This window comes from Halolamina salifodinae, from assembly GCF_017874235.1.
Lineage (GTDB): Archaea > Halobacteriota > Halobacteria > Halobacteriales > Haloferacaceae > Halolamina > Halolamina salifodinae.
Genome location: NZ_JAGGLC010000004.1, coordinates 129,743 through 155,770 on the forward strand (window position 1 = coordinate 129,743; position 26,028 = coordinate 155,770).

Consider the following 26,028-nt stretch of genomic DNA (forward strand, 5'->3'; position numbering starts at 1 on the left):
CGGTGCGTTTATCTGAATCCGCCACCATGCCGAACCATGAGCGACACTGTCCCCGATGCCGAGGACAGTACCGCGCTCGTCGACGCGCTGGGCGACGGTATTTATCGCCTCGACGCCGACGGGCGGGTTCTCCGGATCAACGACGCCTTACTCGATCTCACCGGCTATAGCCGCGAGGCCCTCGAGGGCGCCCACGTTTCGATGCTGTTCGGTGCGGCGACACGCGACCGTCTGGGCGACGCCGACGGCACGGCCGTCGACGTGGTGATCGAGACATCCGACAGCGGACAGATCCCCTGCGAAGTTCGCGTGAACGCGGTGAGCGAGGGCCGCGTCGGCGTCGTCCGGGAGCGATCCACTGCCGACGACGAGGACGACGTGCGGACGCCGCCGAACTCAGTCTCGGCCGTGATCGAGGAGGCCGATATCGGCGTGTTCGTCCTCGACGCGGACCGCCGCGTGGTGTGGGCCGACACCACCGTCGAACGCTACTTCGGCCTCGGCCGCTGTGCCGTCGTCGGCCGCGACAAGCGCGAGGTGATCGAGGAACAGATCACTGACCATGTCGCGGACGGCGAGCGGTTCGCCGAGACGCTGCTCGCGGCCTACGCCGACGGACGCTACCCCAACCAGTTCGAGTGCCACGTCACCCCTGGCGAGGACCGTGAGGAACGCTGGCTGGAGCAGCACAGCGAACCCATCGAGTCCGGCGAGTACGCCGGCGGCCGGATCGAACTCTACTACGACGTGACCGACCGCAAGCGCTCGGAGGGGAGCCTGCGGGACGCCGAGGAGCGGTTCCGGTCGCTCGTCGACGCCGTCGAGGAGTACGCCATTTTTCGACTCGACACCGACGGGACGGTGATTAGCTGGAACGAGGGCGCCCGGTCGATCAAGGGGTACGACGCCGACGAGATCCTCGGCCGGCATTTCTCGGCGTTCTACACCGAGGCGGACCGCGCCGACGGGGTGCCACAGGCCAACCTCGACGCCGCCTACCGGAACGGCTCCGTAGAGGACGAGGGCTGGCGGGTACGACAGGACGGGAGTCAGTTCTGGGCCACCGTGACGATCACGGCTGTCTACGACGACGGGAGCCACAAGGGGTATCTGAAAGTCACCCGGGACCTGACCGACCGCCATCTCCGGGAGCGGGAACTGGAGAGCGAACTCGAACAGATGCTCGGGCGCATCTCCGACGCGTTCTACGCCGTCGACGACGAGTTCCGGTTCACCCACGTCAACGAGCGCGCCGAACAGCTACTGGGCTACTCGCAGGAGGAGTTAGAGGGGACGGTGATGTGGAAAGCGCTCCCGGAGGGGCCGGGACTCTACGGGGAGTTCCAGCACGCACTGACCAGACAGGAGTCGACATCGTTCGAGCGCTACTTCGAGCCACTCGGGATCTGGGCGGAGGTGAACGTCTACCCCTCCGAAACCGGGCTGTCGGTGTATCTCCGCGACGTGACCGAGCGCAAGGAGCGCGAACGCGAGCTCGAACTGTTCAAGAACCTGCTCGATCAGTCAAACGACGCGCTGCTGATCAGCAACCCCGAGACCGGGGCGATCCACGACGTGAACGATACCGCCGTCGAACGGCTGGGCTACACCCGCGCGGAACTGCTCGACATGGGGATCCCCGATGTCGAGACGGAGCTAAGCGGCCGGGAGGAGTGGCGGACGTTCGTCGAAGAGCTACGGGCCGAAGGCCAGACCACGTTCAACGGCCTCCACCAGCGAAAGGACGGCTCGACGTTCCCGGTGGAGGTCGAGGTGTCCCACGCCGAGTTCGATCAGGAGTACGTCCTCTCCATCGCGCGTGACGTGACCGAGCGCCGGGAGTACGAGCGCAAACTCGAGGCGTCGAACGAACGCTTAGAGCAGTTCGCCTACTCGGTCTCCCACGACCTGCAGGAGCCCCTGCGGATGGTTTCGAGCTATCTCCAGTTGATCGAGGAGCGCTACGGCGACGTGCTCGACGAGGACGGTCAGGAGTTCCTCGCGTTCGCCGTCGACGGCGCCGACCGGATGAAGGCGATGATCGAGGGGCTGCTCGCCTACTCCCGGGTCGAGACCCGCGGGGATCCCCTGGAGCCGACGGATCTCGATTCGGTGCTCGCCGACGTGTGCACGGACCTCCAACTCCGGATCGAGGAGAGCGGCGCCGAGATCACGGCCGACTCGCTGCCGACGGTCGTCGGCGACGAGAACCAACTCCGGCAGGTGTTCCAGAACCTCGTGGAAAACGCCATCGAGTACAGCGGCGAGGCCCCTCCAGCGATACGGATCGACGCCGAGCGCGACGGCCAGCAGTGGCGGATCGACGTCCACGACGAGGGGGTCGGGATCGAGGCTGCGGATCAGGAGCGCATCTTCGAGGTGTTCGAGCGCCTACACACGCAGCGGGACCACGACGGCACCGGGATCGGCCTCTCGCTGGTCGAACGGATCGTCGAGCGCCACGGCGGCGAGATCTGGGTCGACTGCGAACCCGGCGAGGGGACGACGTTCTCCTTTACCCTGCCGGCCGCCGAGGAGTGAGCCGGCCCGAACTGTCCCTTTTTACCACGCGCCGCCCCAGCCACGGGTATGGGCACCCACATCGTTCCCGTGGGCTTCGACTACGACCGGCTGATCGCGCCGCTGATCCGCGACCAGTTCGACGTGGACCGCGTGGTGCTGCTGGAGGGCGCCGTCGGCAGCGAGGCCAACGTCGAGTACTCCCGGAACCTCGCGGGCAAGCTGGAACAGGACTTCCGGAGCCTGCTGGGCGCCGAGACCGAACGTGTCGCACTCACGGACGTGTACGACTACGACGCCGCCTTCGAGCGGGCCTACGACCTGATCAACGCCCACCTCGATACGGGCAGCGAGGTCTGGGTCAACATCTCCTCGATGCCCCGCCCGGTGAGCTTCGCGTTCGCGACTGCTGCTCACTCGATCACGCTCGAACGGCAGGCGGACCGCCACCGCATCCACACCTACTACACCGCCCCGGAGAAGTATCTGGAGACCGAGCTGGCCGAGGAGCTCCGGGAGACGAAGGAACTGCTCTCGGCGATGGAGGCCGGCGATGAAGCCGGCGGAGGAAACGGTGACGAGGGCGACGACACAAGCGAGGTCGCCGAGCGCCTCGCCAGCATCGAGAGCCTGCTCTCGGAGTTCGACGAGCGCGGGACCACCATCGGCGCCAAGCAGATCGGCGACAACCACATCGTCGAACTCCCGGTGGCAGCGTTCTCGAACGTCAAACCGTTCGAGGAGGTGATCCTGTTCACGCTGGGCGAGTACGGCGAGTTCGAGAGCGTGAGCGAACTCGCGAAGACGCTCGCGGCCGACATGGGCGAGGAGTACACCGACAGCTTCCGGTCGAAAGTCATCTACACGGTCGACCGGCTTGGCCCCGGCGGGAAGGCGTACGTCGAACAGGAGGAACACGGCAACTCACACCGGACTTCGCTCTCGCGGATCGGCGAACTCTGGGTTCGGGCCCACGCCGACGACGAACCGACAGAACTCGCCTAATCGCGGCTCTCGTTCGCGCTCGCACGGAGCCACGGCGGCCGCGTCGTCTGCACCGACGACGCCGGCGCCACCGCCCGGACCGCACTCGCAGTGTCGAGGTAGAGTCGGCCGTCGACCCGGATGGCGGCGTCTCGAAGCACGCGCTGGGCCTCTGTCGGGGTGAGACTCTCGTCCTCGGCGAGCATCAGCGTTAGCGTTCCCCCCACCAGCGGCGCGGCCGCGGAACTCCCGTAGAACTCCCCCGCCGCGTTCGTGGCGGTGCCGTCTGGCGCCGAGATGTCCAGTGCCGGCCCGGTCGAACTGTACGGCTGGGGCTCGCCGGTCACGCTATCGACGGCGCCGACGGCAACGACACCCTCGGCCGTCGCGGGCGCGACCATCCCGCCGGCGTCGCTGGATATCGCGAGGTCGTGGTGCGAGGCGAACAGTTCGACCGTGCCGTTGGCGTCCGGCCCGCCGCGGACCGCGACGTAGTACTGGCCTACCGGCAGCGTGGCATCAATAGCCTCGGTGTGGCGCCCGTCGGCGCTCTCGTCGGCCGCCGACTTCGCGACCAACTGGTCCTCGCCGTCGACGGCCCGGTAGAGATAGAGGTCGTAGCTGTCGGTCCCCGACCAGTGGAGTCGGAGCGAGACCGACCCCGAAACCGCGCCGTCGCCGAGGCTGTTGTACCGGGTGTCGTTCGCGAAGCCGATCCAGCCCTCGCTCCCCTCGCCGATCCAGTGGCGGTCGGCGTAGTTGCCCGCGGAAGTGACGAACGCGGTACCGTTCTCGGTGGCAGCGGCGGCAACGGCGTTCAGCCGCTCCCGCCCCTCGGCGGTCGCGGGGAAGTAGCTCCCGGCGTCGACGATTACGTCCACGCCGCGCGTGCGGAGCCACGCGACCGCGTCGGCGTACTCCTCGGGCCCGCCGTCGCGGCCGATGCTGGCAAGGTAGAGATCGGCGCCGGGCGCGGTCCGACTCACGATTTCGGCGACCGCGGTGTCGTGGCTGGTGTCGGCGATCAGCCCGGGCGCTCCCGCGGCGAAGCGCCGGCGGTCAGTCACGTCGTCGGCCAGACGGCCGCCCCCCGTCGCGAACGCCGAGCCGACGACGCCGACGCGGACGTCCTCGCCGGTGATTCCTGCGTCGTGAACCCGGGCGAACCCGGCGAGCGTGTCTGGGTTGGGGGCGGGATCAGCGGGCGCGGAAGATCTGACGGGGTCATCGCCGAACGCGCCCACCGGGCGGTCCCGAGCCAGTCCCTCGGTGTCGACGGCGCTGCTCGACCCGACGGGGACGACGAACGAGACGCTGCTGACCACGAGCACGAGCACGAACAGGACGACGGCGGATTCGGCTCTCACGATGGGTTCCGGGGCAGCCCTTAGCTGGTGTATCGGTACTGGATCGCGACGGCCGCGAGCGCGACGAGGCCGCCCGCGACGAACAGCAGCGCCGGCGGGACGGCGCCGAACAGCGCATCCGTGCCGACGGAGTCGGCGACTCGTGGCCCGCTCGGCCCGGACACCGTGGGCGTCCAGCCTGAAACGGTGGCCTGGACCAGCAGCGCGCCGACGACCAGCGCCGCGGCGGCGCCGACGTAGTTCCGGATCGAGTCGAGCAGCCCCGAGCGCTCGGCCTCGTCGCCGACACAGACGACGAGCGAGTCGTCGGCGGGGGCGTACACCTTCATCTCGCGACCCTTGACCGAGTAGCGCGTCTCCGCGATCTCCACCAGATCGGCGTCCTGGAGGTTGCCGAGGTGGTGGCGGACGTTCTGGAGCGACGTGTCGACCGCCTCGGCGAGTTCCGAGGCCGTGCGCCGCTCCTCGTGGAGCGCCGTCAACAGCGAGCGGGCGGTGGCCGAGGAGAGCGACCCGATCAGCGGGTCGACCTCCTCGTCGTCGAGCCAGAGCAGCCGCGTCCCGTCGTCGTCCTCGGCCTCGTTCGCGGCGACACCGTCTGACTCGGACGGCAGCAGGCCGGACATGGGCACTGGTACCACACCCAGTAACTAAACCCTTCGGTACCGACAGCTCAGCGGAGCCGCCCCAGTAGCGGGGTCGACGCCGCCACCAGCGCGTCCGCGGCGTCGACGGCCTCGTCGGCCGCCGCCTCGTCGGCGTCGCCGCCGTGGTGGGCGCGCTCGTACAGCGCCGCCACCGTCCGGACCCGCGAGTCGGTCGCGCGGATGGCGTCGAGGTACGCCCCGACCGTCTCGTTCGGCCGCCGGGGGCGGTTTTTGGCTGCGAGCAGCGTCTCCACGCGGTCGTACGCCCGTTCCACGTCGGCGACCGGGTCGGTCCGTGGCTGGTAGCGCAGCCAGACGAACCGGTAGAGTCGGGTGTCGAGACCGATCCGACGCCCGGCAGCGACACCGCCGAGCAGGATCACCAGCCCGTAGCCCACCTCCTCGGGCGTCGGGAGCGAGGGGTCGCCGTCGTTCTCGCTGCCGCCGGGGGAGAACGTCCCCACGTCGCCCGGCGCCGCGGTGCGCCGGCCCTCCGCGATGTCGGCGAGATCCGGCGTCTCCGTGGAGCCGTTGGTGCTATCCTGGCCCTCGGTCGGTTCGGGCGTCGGCGCGGGCGTCGGCGTCCACTCCCCCGACCCCGAGCGGCCGGTGTCGACACCGGACTCACCGGCCTCGCGGGCCTGGGAGACGCGGGACTCGCTCGTTTCCTCGCGGGCCGCCGACGGCGTCGGGTCGAACGTGACCCAGCCAGTCTCCGGGAAGTACACCTCGACCCAGGCGTGGGCGTTCAGCCCGCGGACCACCCACTCGTCCTCGCCGACGCGTTCGCCGGGGGTGTAGCCCGTCGCCATCCGGGCCGGGATCCCCTGGGTGCGGAGCATCACGGCCATCGTCGTCGCGTAGTAGGTGCAGTAGCCGGCGTCCATCTCGAAGAGGAACGCGTCGGCGACGTTGCCCCGCGGGCGCTCGACGTTCAGCGAGTAGGACTTGGTCGACTCCAGATACTGTTCGACCGCGACCGCGGTGCCGTAGGGCGTCGTCGCGTTCGCCCGGTCGGCGATGGCCGCAGTTCGCTCCCCGACGCGGTCGGGCGTGCTGTCGGGCAGGCCGAGATAACGCTCACGGATCGGCGCGGGGTAGTCGGTGCCGGCCTCGCGGAGGTCACGCCGAGTGTAGACGGGGCGCCGGCTAGTGACCGAGTAGGACTCGCCCGGCGAAATCGACGCCACGGCGCGCAGGCCGTTCTCGGCGGTCACCTGCGTCGCTCGCTCGACGTTGCCGCTGACGCCCACGGGCTTCCAGAGCGCCGGCATGGAGTTGAGCGTGGTCTCGGCGGTGATCGTCTGCTCGACGGTGATGCTGCCACCCGGCGGCGGGTCGAGGGAGCCGTCGTAGGCCCGCGCCTCGCCAGTCCTGACCCACGAGCCGCCGGTGTAGCGGTCGTAGGCGCCGACGCGCCAGTAGCCCTCACGCTCGGACTGGACGGTGAAGCGCACCTCCGGGGAGAGCCGGATGGCGCCGACGATGCCCACGCTGTCGCCGTTGGCAACGACGTTCCCCTCCAGCGTCGGCTGGCCGGTGCCGGCGAGCATCGGCCGGGCGTCGCCGCCGGGCACCAGCGAGACGGTCGTCGAGAGCACCACCATCAGGGTGAGCACGAGGACGACGGTGTCCCAGCGCGCCGCGAGCGCGCGTCGGGGCGCGAGTTCACCCAGCGCGACCGCGAGTGCGGCGCCGACGACGCCCGTGAGCGTGGTGAGGAAGCCGGCGTCGCCAGTGAGGACGAACAGGCCGAGCGCGCTCCCGCCGACCGCGGCACTCAGCGGGAACTCCCCGCGGAGCGCGAGCAGCCACGAGCCAAACAGCGGCGCCGGCAGCACCGCCAGCGCCCAGATCTCCGCCTGGATCAGCCGGAACACTGAGAGCCCGCTCAGGAGCGCGAACAGGTCCCGGAGCACGACGCCGAGGTCGATCAGCGCCCGCTGGCTCGCCGGGATGGCGGAGTAGTAGCCGAGCAGCCCCCCGACGAGCACCGCGCCGGTGCCCAGCAGCGCCGTCCGGGCGTCGACACGCGAGGCCAGCGCCGCGCCGACGAGCAGCACCACGACCACCTCCGCGACCAGCGCGCCCGTCCCCCCGACCACGTCGGTGACGTGGACCAACACTCGGAGATACGACGCTGTCAGGAGCGCAAAACCGAGCATCGCCGGCCGGGCGAGCGCCTCGCGGAGCGACCACGCCTGGTCGGGGGCAAGCAGCCTCGCGAGTCGGCCGGGCTCCCGGCCGGCGTCAGAGCCCGCATCGGGGCCGGCGCCTCTGGTGCTCATGCTGCCACCCCCGCGGGCGCGCCGGCCGAGTCGCCGTCGACCATCTCGCTGAACTGGTGGCTCGCCCCGCGCACGTCGACGCTGGCGTCGTCGGCGCGGCCCTTGATCACCACGTCGGCGTCACCGTCCGGAACCGGACCGGCAGCCACTGTCGCCAGGGTCCGGAGCATCGCGCGCTCGCCGCCGTACTCCGGGCCGACCCGGAGGTCGCCGCGTGGGAGCGAGAGGTCGACCGGGACGCCGCTCGCGACCAGCGAGGAGACGACGCTCGCGGTCGCCTCGGCCATCGCGTCGGCGCCGTCGGCGTTGGCGCCCGCGGCGACCGACACCGACTCGGCCTCCGTTTCGGCGGCGAACTCCGTGACGATCAGTTCGTCGCGTTTGGCCGTCGTCTTCCAGTTGATGTCCCGCAGCGGGTCGCCGGGGACGTACTCCCGGAGTTCGGCGAACTCGCCGCGCTGGTCGCTGTGGCCGAACTCCTCCAGCCGACCGAGCGAGCGTCGGCCCACTCTCCCAAGCCGTCGGACCCGGGGGTAGACCAGCGTCGGTTCGGAGCCCGTGAGTTCGGTCTCGCGGGCGAACAGGCCGAACGCGTCGGTCGCGGTCACCGTCGCCGGCCCTAGTTCGTGCCGGCCCCGGGACTCGTAGCGCACGTCGTAACGGAGCGTTCCGGCGCCGACGGCCGTCTCGAACGTGATTTCGGCGTCACCAGAAATCTCCGATTTCTGGTTGGCAGACGAGAGCCTCCGGCTCTCGTCGACGTCACCAGAACGCGGCGCGTTCTGGTTGGCAGGCGAGAATCTTCGATTCTCGTCGACATCGCCGTCGGCGCGCTCACGGACGTTCCCGCCGTCGTTGGGCGGAATTGGCGCGAGGCCGGCAGCCAGTCGTTCGGTCACGTCGCCCGGGAACGGGCGGGCGATCATCTCGCCGTCCCGGCGGGCGAGCGTGAGTTCGGCGGTTCGAGTCTCGCCAACGTGGGCGTCCCCGGGCGGCGTGCGCTCGACGGTCACGTCGGGCGTCGTCGACAGCTGGACGTAGCCGGCCGAAAGCGCCACGGCTGCGGGGACGACGACGGCGTTGAGCGAGCGCGCGCCGAACCAGAGCGCGAGCAGGACCGCGACGCCGGCGACGCCGACGACGGCGCGGCCACGACGGGTCAGCATCACTCGACGGCGACCGACGAGAGCGCCGCCGACACCACGTCGTCGCCGGTCTCGCTGCCGGTTCGCGGGCGGATCCGGTGGGAAAGCACCGTCGGCGCCTCGGCCTGCACGTCGTCGGGCGTGACGTACTCCCGGCCGGCGAGCAGCGCCCGGACCTGTGCAGTGCGGGCCAGCGCGATGCTGCCACGGGGGCTCACGCCGAGTTGGGCGTGGTTCCGGGTGTACTCGGCCAGCCGACTGATGTAGTTCCGGACTGGCTCACCCAGCCGAACCTCGGCCACGGTCTCGCGGGCGCGCCGGAGCGCGTGGCCGTCGGTGACTGGCGCTAACTCCTCGATGGGGTGGTGGCCGGCGGTGCGGCCGATGATCTCGGCCTCCTGATCGCTCTCGGGGTAGCCCAGCCGGAGTTTCTTCGCGAACCGGTCGATTTCGGCCATCGGGAGTTCGTAGGTGCGGCCGGTCTCCACGTCGTTCTGGGTCGCGATCACCGCGAACGGTTCGGGCAGCGGCCGGGTGTCGCCGTCGACGGTTACCTGCCGCTCTTCCATCGCCTCCAGCAGCGCGCTCTGGGTTTTCGGCGGCGCGCGGTTGATCTCGTCGGCGAGCACGACGTTCGCGAACACGGGACCGGGCTGGAACTCGAACTCCTGGGTCTTCTGGTTGTAGACGTTCACGCCCGTCACGTCGGCCGGGAGGAGGTCGGGCGTGAACTGCACGCGCCGGAACGAGGCGTCGACGGAGGTGGCCACCGACCGCGCGAGCATCGTCTTCCCGGTGCCGGGCACGTCCTCCAGCAGCACGTGGCCGCCGGCGAGGACGGCGACGACGATGTGTTCGACGGCCTCACGCTTGCCGACGATGACGCGCTCGACGTTGTCGACCACGTCCTCGATCAGATCGCCGGCGGCGTCGACCGACAGCGGTTCGAACGTGGGAGGGCTGGCGTCGCCGCCTGGATCGACCGCGGCGTCGCCGCCGTCGCTACGGGGGTCGTCGGGACTCATCGGCCCCGACCACCCGTTCGGGGTACGGAACGGTCGTACACGGAAGGTATGTGTGTCTGTGCCTACCTAACTCTGCCGCCAGCGGCGGACCGTCGCCGGCGCCCGAACGACCCGCGAGATTAAGGCACTCGGCCGCGTGGGACCCACAAGCCTTGGCGAGGACATGACGGGAACACGAACGCGCGGCGGGTTCGTCTTCCAGGCGGTCGAGGGGGTCCGAACCCTCTTCGAGAACCCGCCCACGGGGACGGCCGCCGACTACGTGCCGGCACTCACCCGCCGGCTGTTCGACGGCGTCCTCGGCTACGACGATATCGCCTACAGCCAGCGCAACGACTGGGAGTCGGTCACGTTCGTCGACGACGACGGCCAGCCGGCGGTCGTGCTCACCGCGACGGGGGTCGGCGAGGATATCCGCGGCGCCCGCCGGCGGGCGGTCGCCGCGCTCGAAACGGAGCCGAGCGCCCGCTACGCCGTCGCCACCAACCGCGACGAGATGGTCGTGCTCGCCCGCTGTTCGCCCGACCACCCCGACGCCACCGAACGCGACGGGATCGCGATCCGGACTCTCACCGAGATCGGCGTGCGCGCGGCCGTCGAGCGCTCCGCCGGGCGCTCGCTGGCAGAGGCGCTCACGCCGGACCAACAGCTCTCCTTCGCGAAACTCACCGCGCTCCAGCGCGACGCCGTCTCGGCCGCGCGAGACGACCCGGATGCCGACGACCCCGAACCCACGCTGGGCGACCTGACGGCGTCGTCGCCCAGCCACGAAACCACCCCTGAGACGCTCGCCGATACCCTGACCGAGACGCTGGAAGACGTGCTGCGACCGGCCGTCTCGGACGCGTTCGGCCGGCTCTCCCACCGGATTCAGGCGTTCGCTGACCGGGAATCCACCCTCGAGGAGCGTATCGAGGAGGCGAAAGCCGCCGGCGACGAGGTGGCGGTCACGGACCTGCGGGCGGACCTGTTCGACCTGCGCGAGCAGTACGCGACCGCCCGACGGCTCGAAGCGGGGTTCGCCCGCTGGCGCCGCGTCGCTGCCGACGGCAGCGAGGCCGAGGCCGCGGAGGCGTTCGTGGCCGAGTCCGCCGCCGTCGCACTCGACACCTTACTGCTCGCCCGCGTCGCCGCCGACCGCGGGCTGGCGGGGGATCTGGGCGCCTACCGGGAGTTCTGGGCTGACGAGGCCGAGCACGCCCATCGCGACGCCGCCGACATGGTCCAGGTCGTCCGTGAGGAGCTATCCGGCGTCAGCGAGGACGCCACCGACGACGGAACCTTCGCGTGGGTGTTCGAGGCCGGCATCGCCGACGCGTTCGCCGACGCCGTCGCCGCCCTGGAGGCCGTCGACGTGGGCGATCTCGACGCCCGGGAGCTAACCGAGGCGTTCGACGGCCATCTCGGCGCCGACGCCCGGCCCGTCCGCGGCGCCACGCGGCCCTCCACGGCCGGCCTCCTCCTCGACCGCGCGGGCTACACGCCCGACGCCGCCATCGACGACGCCGGCTCTGACCTGCTCGACCCGGCGTGTGGCGACGGCAGCCTGCTCGTGGGGGCGGCCGACCGCCTGCTCGCGCGACTCGACCGGACCGATGCGACCCCCGCAGAGACGCTCGAAGCCGTCCGGGACCGCCTCCACGGCTTCGACGTCCACCCCTACGCAGTCCACCTCGCGGAGAGTCGGCTGCTGCTCCGGACCGTCGACGTGCACGCCGACGCCGCGGTGGCCGACGGGAGCTTCTCGCTCGGGCGGTTCGGGGTTCACCGAACCGACGCGCTGCGCGACGAGCGCGGTGGCCGCTTCGCTGGCACTGCCGGCGGACGGCGCGCCCGCCGGCGCGAGCAGGCCGCCGACGTGAAAGCCCGCGACGGGTTCGGGTTCGTCGTCAGCGATCCCCCGAACGGCCCGGTCGAGGAGCCACCCGAAACCGACTGGAACGCCGCCGCGGGCGCCGACTGGTCCGCGTTGTTTCTGGAGCGGACGGGCCACTGGCTGGCCGACGGCGGCCGGCTCTCGATGGCCGTCGACGGCAGCCTGCTCGACGACGAGGCCGCCGCGGGCACGCGCTCGCGGCTGGCAACGGGGTTCCGGATGCGGGAACTGATCGAGTTCGACACCGGCGGCGGCGCCGCACCGCTGTTCGTCGCCGCCGAGCGCGTCGATTCCGGTGCCGAGAGCGACTCGTTCACCTACGCCCGGGTGACGCCAACCTTCCTCGACCTGGTGCGCGAGGGGCTGATCCGCCCGGGCAGCGGCGAGGAGACGACGCCCGCCGAGTTGGTCTCGCGCTGTCTCCCCGGAAGCGCTGGCGGGGACCCGCCGTCAATGGAGACCGTGCTGGTCGAACTCGGCCTCGTCTGTGACGCCACCGTCGATGGGCCAATGCCCGTCGAGGTGCAGTCGGTCGACGGCGACCGACTCGCCGAGGGCGCGTGGGCGTTCGGCGCCGATTCCGCGGCGGCCGCCGAGGAGTCGATCTCGCCACTCGACGGGCAGACGACCGACGAACCCGATATCGGCAGCCCTCGCTCGCGCGTCGAGAAGTGAGGCGGGGTTTGCCGGATCGCACAAGCCATTAGCCGTGGCGCTCGCAGGCCCGGGCATGGAGACCACGGAGGCGTTCGTCGGCCTCGACTGTATCGACTGTGGCGAGCGGTTCGATGCCGAAACGGCGACCCACCGCTGCCCGGACTGTGGCGGCATTCTCGACCCGGCCTACGACTACGACCAGATCGACGTGTCTCGGGAGACGTTCGAGTCCGAGCCGTTCGACTCGCTGTGGCGCTACGACGCGCTGCTGCCGTTCCCCCGCGAGTCGGCCGTCTCGATGGGCGAGGGCGCGACGCCGCTCGTCGAATGTCCCAACCTCGCAGACGCGATGGGTGTCGGCGAAGTGTACCTCAAGGACGAGGGGATGAACCCCACGGGGACGTTCAAGGACCGCGGGCAGACCGGCGCGCTGACCGCCGCGGCCCAGCACGGCGCCGAGACGGTCGCGCTCAACACCGCCGGCAACGCCGGGCAGTCCTCGGCGGCCTACGCGGCCCGCACGGGCATGGACGCGCACGTCTGGATGGCCGAGCGCGCGGGCTACACCCAGAAGGCGATGGTGGAGGTCCACGGCGGCGAACTCCACATCGTGGAGGGGGAGATCACCGACGCCGGCGCGGCCTACGCCGAACGGATGGACGAGGAGGACTGGTACTCCACCAAGACGTTCGTCACGCCGTACCGCCACGAGACCAAGAAGACGATGCTGTACGAGACGGTCGAACAGCTCGACTGGGAGGTCCCTGACGCCGTGGTCTACCCGACCGGCGGCGGCGTCGGTCTCGTCGGGATGCACAAGGGCGCCAAAGAGCTCCGCGATCTGGGCCTCATCGACGGCCTGCCGGGCATGTACGCCGCGCAGGCCGCCGGCTGTGCCCCGGTCGTCGAGGCGTGGGAGCAGGGCGAGTCGATCCACGAGGCGTGGGGCGACGAGGAGATCACGACCATTCTCAACGGCATCGCCGTCCCCGACCCGGGCGCGAGTCCGATGATCCTCGACGCACTCGAAGAGAGCGACGGCGGCGCCGTCGCCGCCGCCGACGAGGCGATCCTCGACGCCGCCGTGGAGATTGCCCAGACTGAGGGGCTGGAGATGGGCGCGACCTGCGCCGCCGCGGCCGCCGGCGCGTTCGACCTGGCCGAGGAGGACGAACTCGGCGAGGACGACACGGTCGTCCTGCTGAACACTGGCGCCGGCAACAAGGACGTGGACACGCTGCGAAGTCACCTCGGGGAGCGGGAGTTCGAGAGCGGGGAGTAGACGAGTCTGGCTCTGTTGAAACCCTATTTATCAGACACTATCTGCGGTGAAAGAGCTGGCAAGTGGGGTTGCCTACTTAACTGACGTTCCAGAGGGTCTCCTGAATTAAGAATCCGTACTTTGATCTATATTTAACCAACTCAGCCGAGACTGCTTCTTTAGGTTGGTTAAGAATGTGGGCTATGGAGCCTGTATATCTCGAACCGGCTTTACGGTGAACTACTCTGGATCGCTAGCTGACATTTTTCGCGTATCTGGCAGAAAGTTGCTGTTGTTCATTTCACAATCTAGGATAGAATTGTAAGTTAATTAGATGCGCTAATATATCGGTGAACCCCTCTCCCAACAATACCGAGGGCGAGACCGACGAAATAGGCAAAAATGCCGTATTCAATCCACGTAATGCTACGACGAAGAGGAAATAGCGTCCCCCCAAGTTGAGTGCCCGTCCCCGCCGCTATGAGGATAAAGTATCCTTGTGAAAGGAATGCGAGCGAAATCAGCCACGGGAAAAGTGTTGAGACGGCTACCCCCTCAATAAAGGATCGAACACCAAAGGATCGCTGTAATACTCCCCAGCCGAGAGGTGGGGTATACATCAGCACGTGAAGTAGGAGATTGTTCAGCGTTGGTCCATCTAAAGCAAGTGTTCTCGTGGGCTCAAATGGGTGGCGTTGATCAACCACGCAGATGAGATAGCCGAGACAGACAGCGGCTAGGATGGGTGCGTACCATTCAATATCACGGCCCAAAACGGACACTGACATTATTCTACTATGGGCTTACTGCTCCTCCGCCAATAGAGAAGGGATTGTTTTCGATCACTCTCCATATTGGATATGAAACCGGTTGAGGCATTTTAAGCATATCTCCGCCGTTACATCCCGGATATGTGTCTGTGCTATCATAGTTCTTCCCAGCTGAGATTAAAGAGAGCAAAGCTGCGTCCTCACCCAGATCATACCAAATGGGGCCACCAGAATCGCCCTGTGCACCTCGCGTGTCGGTTTGAATCGCGCTGAGATAATAATCGATACAGCCCTTCCTGAATAGTTTCCCCCTTTCAATTACTTGTCCATCTGAATACCCTGTTGTTGCCCCAAACTTCGTTACTGTCCTGTTCTCACTAGCTACGGTACCAATACCTTCATCTGTTAGATAGCCGCTTACAGTTGTGAGATTCTCGTCTATTGATTCGCCGTCCTCTCTTATTCCAGTAACTATTTTCCCGCTGATATTCACCCCCGTTTCGGGCTCCGCTAATATCCAGTCATGGCTGATGTTATTCATATCTGTCCCAGTTGCAATCGGCTCTCCGTTGACGTCTGTTACTGTTCCTCCATTGCCCGAGACACACTCCCCTTGTGCTGGGTCCTTCGATGTGAATCCGTGATTTACACTATACATATATGATTTGTATTTTTTATTATGGTAGATCCGGACGCCAGACGTCATATATCCACCTGGTGAGTTCACGTATAATCCGCCCGGGAAGGGATTCGGACTATATTCGCCACGACACATCATCTCCTTTGTTCCACCTTCTACGACTGTCTTTATTCTATTCGTTTTTAGGTTGTTACTGGGATTGATTCCCAACTCTTCCACAGTTTCCGGAATGTCATCTGGACCAACTATATCTATTGTTTCGTTCGAAGGTGCTTGGCTCTCAGCAGGTTGCATATGAACTGTAATTTCTGGGTAGGATACACCATCGGAGGCCTTGTCTGAATTCGTCAGAGATATACCATTATATCTATCATATTTTGATAGAATCATATGAACCTGCTCTTCTATAGATTTCACTTCTTCTCTATGATTAAGCCACTCTTTCGGGACTTTCTCCGTCGCAATAGGTTCATCCTGAAGTCCACCACGGGCAATCACGACTCGCTTGGTTCTGTTGACTTTCCCCGCTACTGGAATTGAGAGTCCCGGTATACTACTGATCCCGACGCTTGCACCTAGCCCTTTGATTACTCCTCGCCGACTTACTCTGTTAAGGTCCGTCATTTCGAAACCAAAATCTACCTGTATAGATATAATACTTTCGGACTATAGTTATTCATACGATATAAATATCGAGTTCAGAGCCATTGCTGCAACACCCAATCAGTAAATGAGCTGTACTTACCGATCACCCCAAATCTGTCACGAGTTGACGATTTCAACAGAACCACAAGAGCCCCCTTGGGGGTGCTTTCTTGTATACGGGGCCGTATACATGGCGTATGAGCAAGAGTATCCGCGTCGACGAGGAGACGCATGCGGCGCTGTCGGCGCTCAAGCGGGAGGACGAGACGTACGACGACATCCTCTCGCGCCTGCTTGAAGAGCGTCGCGAGGCCGTCGTCGAGGGTGCGGGGCTGTGGGAAGAGAGCGACGCCGCCACGGCCGCACGCGAGGCCCGCGAGCGCTCGAAGCGGAGCATCGGGCAGTGACGCTCTACGACAGCAGTGTCCTCATCGACTACCTCGCCGGAGACTCAACAGCAGTTCAGTACGTCGAAAGTCGGTTAGACGAGCGAGCGGTCGCTCCACCGCTCGTGCTGTTCGAGGTGTACCAGGGGGAGGTGTTCAAGTCCGGCGTGGCCGACTTCGAGGCTGTCGACGACGCGCTGGCGTGGGTAACAGTCGTGGAGACGGATCGGGAAGTGGCTCGAACTGCTGCGATGGTCCAGAACGAACTACACAACGCCGGGACAGCGCTTGCACCACGCGACGCCTTCGTCGCCGGTACCGCTGTCGCGCTGGACGAAACGCTTGCAGTCGCGGACGACGACTTCGACGTGGCGTCGCTGGCCGACGTAGTCGATATCGACCTCCTGTAGGGTCCTTCATCTACGGTCCTTTTTACCCGATGCCGCCGAAACCCGGCGTATGACCACGATCAAGGACTCCGTCCACGACCACATCGAGGTGGAGGGGGTCGCCGCCGACCTGCTGGACACCCCCGCAGTCCAGCGGCTTCGCCACATCAAGCAGTTGGGGACGGTGCAGTTGGCCTACCCCTCGGCCAACCACACGCGCTTCGAGCACTCGCTGGGCGTCTACCACCTCGCCGAGCAGGCGCTGGAACACATGGATGTCGACGGCATCGACGCCGAACGCGTCCGCGCGGCGGCGATGCTCCACGATGTCGGTCACGGCCCCTTTTCACACAACATCGAGTCGCTGACCCACCGCGAGACGGGGAAGTACCACGACGACGTCGACGAACTGCTCGCGCAGGGGCAGGTCGGCGACGTGCTCCGGAGAAACGGCCTCGATCCCTCCCGCGTCGCCGGTCTCGTCGCCGGCGAGGGGAAGTACGGCCAACTCGTCTCCGGGGAACTGGACGTGGACCGGATGGACTACCTCGTTCGGGATGCCCACCACACCGGCGTCCCCTACGGTACTATCGACCCCGGGCGACTCGTCCGGGCGCTGCAGTTCGTCGATGGCGAACTCGTGCTCGCGCCGGGGAACGTCCAGAGCGCCGAGTCGCTGCTGGTCGCGCGGGCGCTGATGAACCCTACCGTCTACTCCCACCACGTCGCCCGGATCAGTAAGGCGATGCTGCGGCAGGCCGCCGAGCGACTGCTTCGGAGCGACCCCGACCTGACCGCCGAGGAACTCCGGCGGATGGACGACCACGGCCTCATCGTCGCGATGCGGCTCTGTGCGGAGACCGCGGCGTTCGCCCGCCGATACGCCGAACGGGACCTGTACAAACGCGCGGTCTGGGCGGAGTTGGGCGGCGTCCCCGACTGGCTGCTCGACGCGGATCACGAGGACCTGCGCGAACTGGAGGCCGAGATCGCGGGGGCCTGTGACCTCGACCCGCGGGAGGTGATCGTCGACGTGGCCAGCGATCCGGCGATGACCGAGTCCACGAGTCGGGTGATGGTCGGCGACGAGATCCGGGAACTCGGCCGGCAGTCGCCGCTGGTGAAGGCGCTCCGGACCGCCCAGTACCAGCAGTGGCGGCTGGGCGTCTACACCGTCGAGGAAGCGTCCGAACGCGTCGGCCGCGTGGCCGTCGATATCCTCGGTCTCGAGGTCGACGGCGCGCTGGTGAGCGAGCGCCGCGGCCGGCCGGCGACGCTCGACGAGTTCGCTGACGCGACGTAGACGGAACGAGCCGCGCGCCTGAGGTGCAACCGGTTTCGGCTTTCCGCGCGTTTATGAGTCGGCGGTGCGGATGCGAGGCCATGACCGGTACCGTCGAGTACGTCCACGTCGCCGGCGAGGCGGGCGCCCCACCCCAGCAGCGCGAATCCGTCGAGGCCGTCGTCGGGAAGGGCCTGCAGGGCGACCGCTACTTCGAGAAGGAGGGGACGTTCTCCACCGACGAGGAGGACCGCACCCGCGACCTGACCCTGATCGAGGCCGAGGCCATCGAGCAGGCCGAAGCCGACTACGACGTGGAGTTCGAACCCGGGATCCACCGCCGGAACCTCACCGTCCGCGGCGTGGGGCTGAACCGCCTGCTGGGCGAGCGCTTCCGCGTCGGCGACGCCGTCGTCGAGGGGGCGGAGCTCTGCGAGCCCTGCACCTACCTCGAACGGAAACTCGAGGAAAAGGGGATCCGAGAAGCGCTCGTCCACCGTGGCGGCCTGCGGTGTGAGATCGTCGAGACCGGCGAGATTGCTGTCGGCGACGACATCGGGACGGGCGACACATGAGCGACAGCGAGTTCGGCCTCAACCGCGAACTCCGGGTTCGTCTGGCGTTCGCCGCCGTCGCCGCCATCCTCGGCGTCGGCGCGGCGACGTTCACCGACGTCTCGGAGTGGATCGCGTTCGCCATCGTCGTCCTGCTGGGGATCGTGGCGCCGCGGCTCTACCTCTACGTCGAGTAGCTCAGAGGCGCTCTGAGCGGCCCGCCGCGCTCCAGGCGTCCGTGGGCGTGCCGTCGCGCACGCGGACGGTTCGGGACTGGAGCGACTCCACGCGGCCGGCGAAGCCCCACTGCTTCCCTTGCCAGCTTGCTCCCTCGCTCTCTTCGGCGGCGGCCGCTGCGGCCGCAGCCTCCTGATCCCGGATGTGTGCCGAGACGGCGGCGACGATGGCTGCCGCCTCGGTAGGGTCGGCGTCGTCCGGGAGCGTGAGCCGATCTGCGAGGCCGGTCGGCGACGCCGCAGCCGTCTCGCCTGCCGCGTCCGCGTCGGTCATATCGGGATGTTGCCGTGCTTCTTCTGGGGTTTCTGCTCGCGCTTGCCCTGCAGCATCTCCAGATCCGAGATCAGCCGCTTGCGGGTCTCTGGCGGCTCGATCACGTCGTCGAGGTAACCCCGGTCGGCCGCAGTGTAGGGGTTCGCGAACTCCTCGCGGTACTCGTCGATGAGTTCCTGCCGGCGGGCCTCGGGGTCGTCAGCTTCGGCGAGTTCGTCGCGGTAGAGGATGTTGACCGCGCCCTTCGGCCCCATCACGGCGATCTCGGCACTGGGCCACGCGTAGTTCACGTCGGCGCCGACGTGGCTGGAGGCCATCACGTCGTAGGCGCCGCCGTAGGCCTTCCGGGTGATAACGGTGAGGAGGGGGACCGACGCTTCACAGTAGGCGTAGAGCAGTTTCGCGCCGTGGCGGATGATCCCCTCGTGCTCCTGATCCGTGCCGGGCATGAAGCCGGGCACGTCGACGAAGGTGAGGACAGGGATGTTGAACGCGTCGCAGGTGCGGATGAAGCGTGCGCCCTTCTCGCTGGCCTCGATGTCCAGCGTGCCGGCGTTGACCCGGGGCTGGTTCGCGAGCACGCCGACCGAGCGGCCGTCCATCCGGGCGAAGCCGACCACGAGGTTCTTCGCGAACTCCTCGTGGACCTCGAAGAAGGAGCCCTCGTCGACGACGGAGTCGAGCACGTCGTGCATGTCGTAGGGTTTCCGGGGTTCGTCCGGGACCGTCTGGTTCAGCGACTCGTCGGCGCGCTCGGGGTCGTCCCACGGTTCGACACGCGGCGGGTCCTCGACGTTGTTCTGCGGGAGGTAGGAGAGCAGGCGCGCGATGTTGTCCAGCGCGTCCTCCTCGCTCTCTTCCGCGAAGTGGGCGACCCCGGAGGTGGAGGCGTGGGTGACGGCGCCGCCGAGTTCCTCGAAGGAGACTTCTTCGCCGGTGACCGTTTCGACGACATCGGGCCCGGTGATGAACATGTGGCTGGTGTCTTTCACCATGAACGTGAAGTCCGTCAGCGCGGGGGAGTACACCGCGCCGCCGGCACAGGGGCCCATGATCGCCGAGATCTGCGGAACGACGCCCGAGGCCTCGGTGTTGCGCCGGAAGATCTCCGCGAAGCCCCCCAGCGCGTCGACGCCCTCCTGAATCCGGGCGCCCGCCGAGTCGTTGAGGCCGACGACGGGTGCGCCGACCTGCGTGGCCTTGTCCATCACCTTGCTGACCTTCTCGGCGAACACCTCGCCCAGCGACCCGCCGAAGACGGTGAAGTCGTGGGCGAACACGAACACCTTCCGGCCGTTGACCTCGCCGTAGCCCGTGACGACGCCGTCGCCGTACAGCTGTTCTTCCTCCATCCCGAACTTGTGGTTGCGGTGGGTCCGGAACTGGTCGAACTCCGTGAACGTGCCATCGTCGAGGAAGTAGTCGATGCGCTCGCGGGCGGTCATCTTCCCCTTCTCGTGCTGGCGCTCGATGCGCTCCTCGCCGCCGCCCTTCAGGGCCTCGGCGCGGCGTTCACGGAGTTCCTCGATGCGGTCCTCCATCGTCACTGTGGACCACCTGCAGTCATTGTTGGAGCCTCGCCCACATGCCGCAAAAGGATTCCGAACACGCGAGGCTGGAAAACGCCGACTGAAAGGAGGCGGCAAACGGCCTCGTCACGCGAACGAGGGGCGAACGCGACTCGTGAGCGGGGGACGAACGAGAGTCGATACGTTGTCCGTCGAACAGTGTCGCGGACCGCGACCGATTTACCCCCGCCGAACCGATCCACCTCCATGACCGACACGCGCCGCGCGCTGCTTACCGCGCTGGAGGACGGCCCCGTCGCCGGCCCGGAACTGGCCGACCGACTCGGCGTCTCCCGGGCCGCGGTCTGGAAGCAGGTCGAGAGCCTCCGCGAGGCGGGGTGGGGCATCGAGAGCATCGACGACGGCTACCGCGTGACCGATGTCCCGGAGTTCGGCGGCGCCGCCATCGAGTTCGGCCTCGACGCTCCCTTCGACGTCGAGTACCACGACAGCATCGGCTCGACGAACGAGCGCGCCCGCGAACTGGCAAGCGAGGGCCGCGAGGACGTGGCTGTCGTCGCCGACGAGCAGACCGCCGGCCGGGGACGGCTGGATCGGGGCTGGACCGGCCCCGCTGGCGGTATCTACAGTTCACTGCTGCTCCGCCCGGACGTGCCGCCGGCCCACGCGCCCGTCTACACGCTCGCGGCCGCGGTGGCCGTGACGCGCGCCGCGCGGGAGGTCGGCATCGACGCGTCGATCAAGTGGCCAAATGATGTGCTAGTGGGGCAATCGGGCGAACGCGGCGGGAAGAAGCTCTGTGGCATCCTCACGGAGATGGAGGGCGAGGCGGACCGCGTCGCGTGGCTGATCGTCGGTATCGGGATCAACGCCAACGTCCACGCGGAGGTGCTCCCTGAGGGTGCGACATCGTTACAGGAAGAGCGCGGTGAGCCAGTCGACCGCCGCGTCTTCACCCAGCGCCTGCTGGAGACGTTCGACGAACTCAGGGCCGATCCCGACTCCATCCTCGACGCCTGGCGCGAGCACGCGGCGACGCTCGGCCAGCGCGTGCGGGTGGATACGCCCGGCGGCGAAGTCGTCGGGGAGGCCGTCGACGTGGAGTTCCCCGGCGCGCTGATCGTTGAGACCGACGACGGCGAGCGCGAGCGAGTGACGGCCGGGGACTGTGAGCACCTGCGGCCGGTGTGAACCGAGACACTGCGTCTGCAGCGCCGCGAGTCACGGGCGCTGCCGTGTGTGGGAAGCCACGTCTCCATCCCGCGGGACGTCACCTCCGTCTCCCGGGACGTTCCCGGTGTTACCGGACCGGTGTGAGTGAAAGTCCGGAAGCGTCGTTCTCGGTTCCCGCCGGTCGCTAGTTGGACGGTTTCTCCCCCCGGAACAGGCTGTCGAGTCGTCGATACAGAGAGGGTTCTGCGAGGCACTACCCCAAGATGGCTCTCTACTCGTCTTCGCTTCGGTTCTTCCCCAATCGGACTGCGACCAGAACGAAGGCAAGTCCTTCGAGCCTCGCGACGCTGTACAGCCACGGCTTGAACTCGTAGGTGGTGTCCCCCGTCGTCGTCAGTTCCAGTATAAGCTGCTCGGGTCGTCACTCGGGAGGAACGACTCCCCGAGTCAGAGGGTCGGTGGCCCGGACAGTGCTCCCATCTCTGTAGGAAACCCCACGGGTTCGGTGTGGGGGTGACTATGCGACGGCGATTGCTGCGCCAGCAACGAACACGGCGGCGGCGATCAGAAGCGGGACTGCGGAAGGTCGGCCGCCTCCTTTCGGTTCGCGTTCGAACGAGTCCCACTGACGGAGGATTCCGAGGCCGATGACGATAGCGGTGCAGCCACCGACGAACCCCGGAACCGACCAGAGCGAAGGCCCGTTTTGAACGATTGCTGCTCCCGAGTCGAACGCGAGCAGTATTCCGGTGATCAGCGGCGCAGCGCCGACTGTCTTTGTGGAGGACATACGACAGAGATGTGAAACGCGTACCCGATAATGTTTCCCCTCATCGATTGCCGATAGTGGGTACTCAGTACGCACTCCGTCTCGCGGGTTTCGCTTGGCAGTCTGCACACGGCGGCTGCCCACCGAGCGACCGTTGCCGAAACGGAAACGCACTAACCTCGACCCGCCGAAACGACGAACCATGACCGATCCACTTCTCGTCCGCGCCGCCCGCGGCGAGCGCACCGAGCGCCCGCCGGTCTGGCTGATGCGGCAGGCCGGCCGCCACCTGCCGGAGTACCGCGAACTCCGCGAGCAGTACTCGTTCCGCGAGGCCATCGAGACCCCCGAGGTCGCCGAGGAGATCACTCTCCAGCCCTACGAGCGCTACGGCGTCGACGGCGTCGTCATGTTCTCGGACATCCTCACCTGCCTCGAACCGCTCGGGTTCGACTACCACATCGAGTCCGGCGTCGGCCCGGTGATCGAGAACCCCGTCGAGGGGTCCGACGACGTTGCCCGCCGCCGCGGCGACGTGCGCGAGGAACTCGGCTTCGTCGCCGACCTGCTGGACCGCCTGAGCGAGAGCGTCGCCGACGAGGACGCCGTGCTGGGCTTCGCCGGCGGGCCGTTCACGCTTGCGTCGTACGTCGTCGCCGGCGGGCCGGATAAGGGGCGCAAGGAAGTCCGGAAGTTCCGCGCCAGACACCCCGAGGCGTTCCTCGAACTGATGGAGCGCTTCGCGGACGTCGTCTCGGAGTACCTCCAGATGCAGGCCGACCACGGCGCCGACGCCGTGCAGCTGTTCGACACCTACGCCGGCGTGCTGCCGCCGGAGGATTACGAGCGCTACGTGCTGCCGCTCCACCGCGAAATCATCGACAGCGTCGACTTGCCGACCGTGGAGTTCGTCCGGAACATGGGCGGGCGACTGGAGAGCCTCGACGCCACCGGCGCCGACGTGGTCGCGCTGGACTGGACCGTCGACATGGCCACTGCGCGGGCGGAACTGGGCGAGCGACCCGTGCAGGGGAACCTCGACCCGACGCTGCTCTACGCGGATCCGGAGACGGTTCGGGAGCGAACCGAAGAGATCATCGAGGCTGCGGGGCCGAAGGGCCACATCCTGAATCTGGGCCACGGCGTCAACCGAGACACCCCCATCGAGGGTGTCGAGGCGTTCGTCGAAACCGCCAAAAACTGGGAGTGGTAGGCTACTCGCCGCGGGATAGCTCCCCGGCCAGCCGGCGCCCCTCGCGAACCCGGGAGGGGAGGCCCATCCGGCCAGCGTAGTTCGTCGCGAGCGTCAGCCCCTCGGGGAGATTCACGCGCTCGCTGGCGTCCCAGGACTCGTCCCACGCGGGGAACGCCTGGGGGATGCGCTCGACGTTGAGCACCTCGGCGTCAGTGCCCATTACGCGCCGGAACTCGGAAACGGCCGTCTCGCCGATCGTCTCGGCGTCGCGCTCGACCGCCTCGGGGTCGTGCATTCCGCCCATGAAGACGGTGTAGACGCCCTCGCGGTCGAACAGGCTCGTGTTCCACGTCACGCCCAACGTGCGCATCGGCTCAGTCCGGCGCACCTGATAGCCGAACCCGTCCGCGCGGGCGGGGCTCTCCAGATGCACCAGCACGAGCGGGTTGTAGTTGAACTCCCGGAGCGCCGCGGCGCTCTCGGCGTCGACGCCCTCGACGATGTCAGCGGTGGCCTCGGCGGGCGTCGTGAACACCACGTGCTCGACGCGCTGGCTTCCGTTCTCGGTGTGAACGAGCCACGGCGGATCGTCGCCCGTACCGGCACGCTCGACGTTCGTCACCGGTGTCTCCCGGTGGATGCTGTCGGCGTGTTCCTCGGCCAGCGCCTCGGGTAGGCGCTGGAGCCCGGACTCGAAACTGGCCGGCGGCGGCGTCTCGTCGGCCGAAAAGACCAGCCGATCCAGCCCGGCCCGGAGCAGACTCCCCTTCTTCGCCTCCAGCCCCATCAGCGGCTCGAGGGCGTGCTTGGCGGGCATCCTCGCGGGGTCCGAGCCGTACGTGCCGCCGAAGATGGGCGCGATCAGGCTCGTGTACGCCTCGCGCCCGAACTTCCGGACGAACGCGTCCTGGGCGGACTCCGCGGGGTCGATGGAGTCGCTCAGGGGCTCCGCGAGCAGGCGGAGTTTCCCTCGCGTCGAGAGTAGATCCGTGCGCCGGAACGCCGACAGCGAACGCGGGACCTCCCGGAGTTTGCCGTCGGCGTAGACGAACAGCGGCAGGTCGTCGTCGGCCGTGATCACCTCGTCGGCGAGGTCCAGATCCGTCACCATCGCCCGGATGGCGTCGGTCAGGCGCAGGCGCTGGGGGCCGACCTCGAGGAGTTTCCCCTCGATTTCGCGGCTGCGGACGACGCCGCCGACCTCGTCGCTCGTCTCGTAGACGACCGAGTCGACGCCGCGCTCTTCCAGCGCGTGGAGCGTCGAGAGGCCGGTGAACCCCGCGCCGACGATGGCGACGCGAGGCTCGTCACTGGACGCCGTGTCGGTCTCGGCTCCCGCATCGGTGTTAGCTCCCGTGTCGGCGTCGCTCATTCGTTGCGCCGAGCGTTCAGACACATCGCGTTCGACTCCGGCCGGCACTTACACTGCTGTAGCCCGTAGAGGTCCGGGTCGAAGTCGGCGATGAACGGCTCGGTGAGATCCGCCAGCAGGCCGACGAACCGGTCGTCGTCGTAGGGGACGGGAACGCGGGTGAACCCGAGCCCCTCCTCCTCGGCCTCCTCGCGGAGTTCCACGTCGAGTTCCGAGAGCGTCTCGCTCTGTTCGTGCATGAAGCTCGTGGGGTCGACGACGACGCGCTCGGCGTCGACGTTCTCGACGACCGCCTCGACGTCGGGCTGGGTCCACTCCACGTCGCGGTTGGCGTGGTTCTGGTAGCCCAGTTCGTACTCGGAGATGCCGAGCATCCCCGCAACCATGTCGCAGTGCTCCTCGACGTACTGGACGTAGCGGCTCCCCTCGTCGAGGTAGTAGGTCGGGGTCCCGTGGGCCGAGAAGACCAGTCGGGTGTCCTCGTCGAGTTCCATCCCCTCGCGGTCGAGGGTCCGTCGGATGTTGTCCGCGCGGAGGCGGGCGTAGGCGGAGTGGGTGTGGTAGCCCGTGATCTCGGTGTAGTCGACGTCCCAGTCGAGGTCGTCGACGGCCGCCGAGAGCTTTTCGAGGGATTGCACCGTCGTCGAGGGGCCACACAGCGGGTAGACGGGGAGCCCGATCAGCCGGTCGACGCCGTCCGCGTGGGCGGCCTCGGCGGCGTCGCCGATGAACGGCTCCATGAACTGGTAGCCGGTGTAGGTCTTCACGTCGTAGCCCCGTTCCTGCAGCTCGGTCTCGATGAGGTCGGCCTGGCGCTGTGCGTGGGCATTCAGCGGCGAGCCGCCGATCTCGCCGTACTCCTCCATCAGGCCGGGGGCGCGGCGCTCGGCCAGCGAGCGGGCGCGCTCGCGGGCGGCCTCCTCGGTGGTCTCGCCCTCGATGTCCATGTTGGCGAGGAAGATGCGTTCGAGGTAGTCCACGACGACGTCGCGGTCGGCCGCTGCCGGCTCTCCGAAGTTGAGCACGGCGATCCCTGTGGTCATA

The 26,028-nt window shown here is 67.6% G+C and carries 22 protein-coding genes; 11 read left to right on the plus strand and 11 right to left on the minus strand.

Annotated elements, in window-relative coordinates:
* The first annotated feature begins 36 nt into the window (after positions 1-36).
* A complete protein-coding gene (locus J2753_RS10135) occupies positions 37-2,541 on the plus strand; it encodes a PAS domain S-box protein (protein ID WP_209491900.1) in 2,505 nt (834 codons plus the stop codon).
* A 48-nt stretch (positions 2,542-2,589) separates the two neighbouring features.
* Positions 2,590-3,525: an HFX_2341 family transcriptional regulator gene (locus J2753_RS10140; RefSeq protein WP_209491901.1), complete on the plus strand. Its 936-nt coding sequence runs from the start codon at positions 2,590-2,592 to the stop codon at positions 3,523-3,525.
* On the opposite strand, the gene J2753_RS10145 is transcribed toward J2753_RS10140, so the two are convergent.
* From J2753_RS10145 to J2753_RS10165, 5 genes are read right to left on the minus strand one after another with little or no spacing between them, the layout of a single operon-like run.
* Positions 3,522-4,871 (minus strand): S8 family serine peptidase, encoded by a 1,350-nt coding sequence (locus tag J2753_RS10145; RefSeq protein WP_209491902.1) that lies wholly within the window; start codon positions 4,869-4,871, stop codon positions 3,522-3,524. The two genes, J2753_RS10140 and J2753_RS10145, sit on opposite strands and share 4 nt — an antisense overlap.
* A 20-nt stretch (positions 4,872-4,891) precedes the next feature.
* Positions 4,892-5,497, minus strand: a complete 606-nt coding sequence (locus J2753_RS10150; RefSeq protein WP_209491903.1) for an ArsR/SmtB family transcription factor — start codon at positions 5,495-5,497, stop codon at positions 4,892-4,894.
* Between the two features lie 47 nt (positions 5,498-5,544).
* Positions 5,545-7,806 (minus strand): transglutaminase family protein, encoded by a 2,262-nt coding sequence (locus J2753_RS10155; protein WP_209491904.1) that lies wholly within the window; start codon positions 7,804-7,806, stop codon positions 5,545-5,547.
* Positions 7,803-8,972: a DUF58 domain-containing protein gene (locus J2753_RS10160; RefSeq protein ID WP_209491906.1), complete on the minus strand. Its 1,170-nt coding sequence runs from the start codon at positions 8,970-8,972 to the stop codon at positions 7,803-7,805. The genes J2753_RS10155 and J2753_RS10160 overlap by 4 nt, the downstream gene beginning before the upstream one ends.
* Positions 8,972-9,976 (minus strand): AAA family ATPase, encoded by a 1,005-nt coding sequence (locus J2753_RS10165; protein WP_209491908.1) that lies wholly within the window; start codon positions 9,974-9,976, stop codon positions 8,972-8,974. The genes J2753_RS10160 and J2753_RS10165 overlap by 1 nt, the downstream gene beginning before the upstream one ends.
* 163 nt (positions 9,977-10,139) lie before the next feature.
* On the opposite strand from J2753_RS10165, the gene J2753_RS10170 reads away from it, so the two are divergent.
* Both J2753_RS10170 and J2753_RS10175 read left to right on the plus strand, forming a co-directional pair.
* Positions 10,140-12,527, plus strand: a complete 2,388-nt coding sequence (locus J2753_RS10170) for a hypothetical protein (protein WP_209491910.1) — start codon at positions 10,140-10,142, stop codon at positions 12,525-12,527.
* A gap of 55 nt (positions 12,528-12,582) precedes the next feature.
* Positions 12,583-13,791, plus strand: a complete 1,209-nt coding sequence (locus J2753_RS10175; protein ID WP_209491911.1) for a threonine synthase — start codon at positions 12,583-12,585, stop codon at positions 13,789-13,791.
* A 774-nt stretch (positions 13,792-14,565) separates the two neighbouring features.
* Here the strand turns inward: J2753_RS10175 and J2753_RS10180 are convergent.
* Positions 14,566-15,804, minus strand: a complete 1,239-nt coding sequence (locus J2753_RS10180) for a hypothetical protein (RefSeq protein ID WP_209491913.1) — start codon at positions 15,802-15,804, stop codon at positions 14,566-14,568.
* Positions 15,805-16,022: 218 nt separating this feature from the next.
* Here J2753_RS10180 and J2753_RS10185 point away from each other — a divergent pair, with 218 nt between their 5' ends.
* The 5 genes from J2753_RS10185 (at position 16,023) to J2753_RS10205 (ending at position 18,633) form a co-directional block, all read left to right on the plus strand.
* On the plus strand, positions 16,023-16,232 hold the full coding sequence (locus J2753_RS10185) for a DUF7557 family protein (RefSeq protein WP_209491914.1): 210 nt from the start codon (positions 16,023-16,025) through the stop codon (positions 16,230-16,232).
* The gene (locus J2753_RS10190; protein ID WP_209491916.1) at positions 16,229-16,621 is read left to right on the plus strand and encodes a PIN domain-containing protein; all 393 of its coding nucleotides are present in this window, start codon (positions 16,229-16,231) and stop codon (positions 16,619-16,621) included. The genes J2753_RS10185 and J2753_RS10190 overlap by 4 nt, the downstream gene beginning before the upstream one ends.
* 49 nt (positions 16,622-16,670) lie before the next feature.
* Positions 16,671-17,903 carry an HD domain-containing protein gene (locus J2753_RS10195; RefSeq protein WP_209491918.1) on the plus strand — a complete coding sequence of 411 codons (1,233 nt, stop codon included), beginning with the start codon at positions 16,671-16,673 and terminating at the stop codon, positions 17,901-17,903.
* Between the two features lie 80 nt (positions 17,904-17,983).
* The gene (locus J2753_RS10200) at positions 17,984-18,457 is read left to right on the plus strand and encodes an MOSC domain-containing protein (RefSeq protein WP_209491920.1); all 474 of its coding nucleotides are present in this window, start codon (positions 17,984-17,986) and stop codon (positions 18,455-18,457) included.
* Positions 18,454-18,633: a hypothetical protein gene (locus J2753_RS10205; RefSeq protein ID WP_209491922.1), complete on the plus strand. Its 180-nt coding sequence runs from the start codon at positions 18,454-18,456 to the stop codon at positions 18,631-18,633. The genes J2753_RS10200 and J2753_RS10205 overlap by 4 nt, the downstream gene beginning before the upstream one ends.
* 1 nt (position 18,634) lies before the next feature.
* Here J2753_RS10205 and J2753_RS10210 read toward each other — a convergent pair whose 3' ends face one another.
* Positions 18,635-18,946, minus strand: coding sequence for an acc operon protein (locus tag J2753_RS10210; protein ID WP_209491924.1), 312 nt, complete (start codon positions 18,944-18,946; stop codon positions 18,635-18,637).
* Entirely contained in the window at positions 18,943-20,487 is a 1,545-nt protein-coding gene (locus J2753_RS10215) for an acyl-CoA carboxylase subunit beta (RefSeq protein WP_209491926.1), read from the minus strand. The genes J2753_RS10210 and J2753_RS10215 overlap by 4 nt, the downstream gene beginning before the upstream one ends.
* 234 nt (positions 20,488-20,721) lie before the next feature.
* On the opposite strand from J2753_RS10215, the gene J2753_RS10220 reads away from it, so the two are divergent.
* Positions 20,722-21,666, plus strand: a complete 945-nt coding sequence (locus J2753_RS10220) for a biotin--[acetyl-CoA-carboxylase] ligase (RefSeq protein ID WP_209491928.1) — start codon at positions 20,722-20,724, stop codon at positions 21,664-21,666.
* A gap of 499 nt (positions 21,667-22,165) precedes the next feature.
* Here the strand turns inward: J2753_RS10220 and J2753_RS10225 are convergent, their stop codons facing one another.
* Entirely contained in the window at positions 22,166-22,438 is a 273-nt protein-coding gene (locus J2753_RS10225; RefSeq protein ID WP_209491929.1) for a hypothetical protein, read from the minus strand.
* 181 nt (positions 22,439-22,619) lie between these two features.
* Here J2753_RS10225 and hemE point away from each other — a divergent pair, with 181 nt between their 5' ends.
* Positions 22,620-23,630: a uroporphyrinogen decarboxylase gene (hemE, locus tag J2753_RS10230; RefSeq protein ID WP_209491931.1), complete on the plus strand. Its 1,011-nt coding sequence runs from the start codon at positions 22,620-22,622 to the stop codon at positions 23,628-23,630.
* Between the two features lies 1 nt (position 23,631).
* On the opposite strand, the gene hemG is transcribed toward hemE, so the two are convergent.
* A complete protein-coding gene (gene hemG, locus J2753_RS10235; RefSeq protein ID WP_209491933.1) occupies positions 23,632-24,984 on the minus strand; it encodes a protoporphyrinogen oxidase in 1,353 nt (450 codons plus the stop codon).
* A complete protein-coding gene (hemH, locus tag J2753_RS10240) occupies positions 24,981-26,027 on the minus strand; it encodes a ferrochelatase (protein WP_209491935.1) in 1,047 nt (348 codons plus the stop codon). Before hemH ends, hemG begins: the two co-directional genes overlap by 4 nt.
* Position 26,028 lies beyond the last annotated feature (1 nt).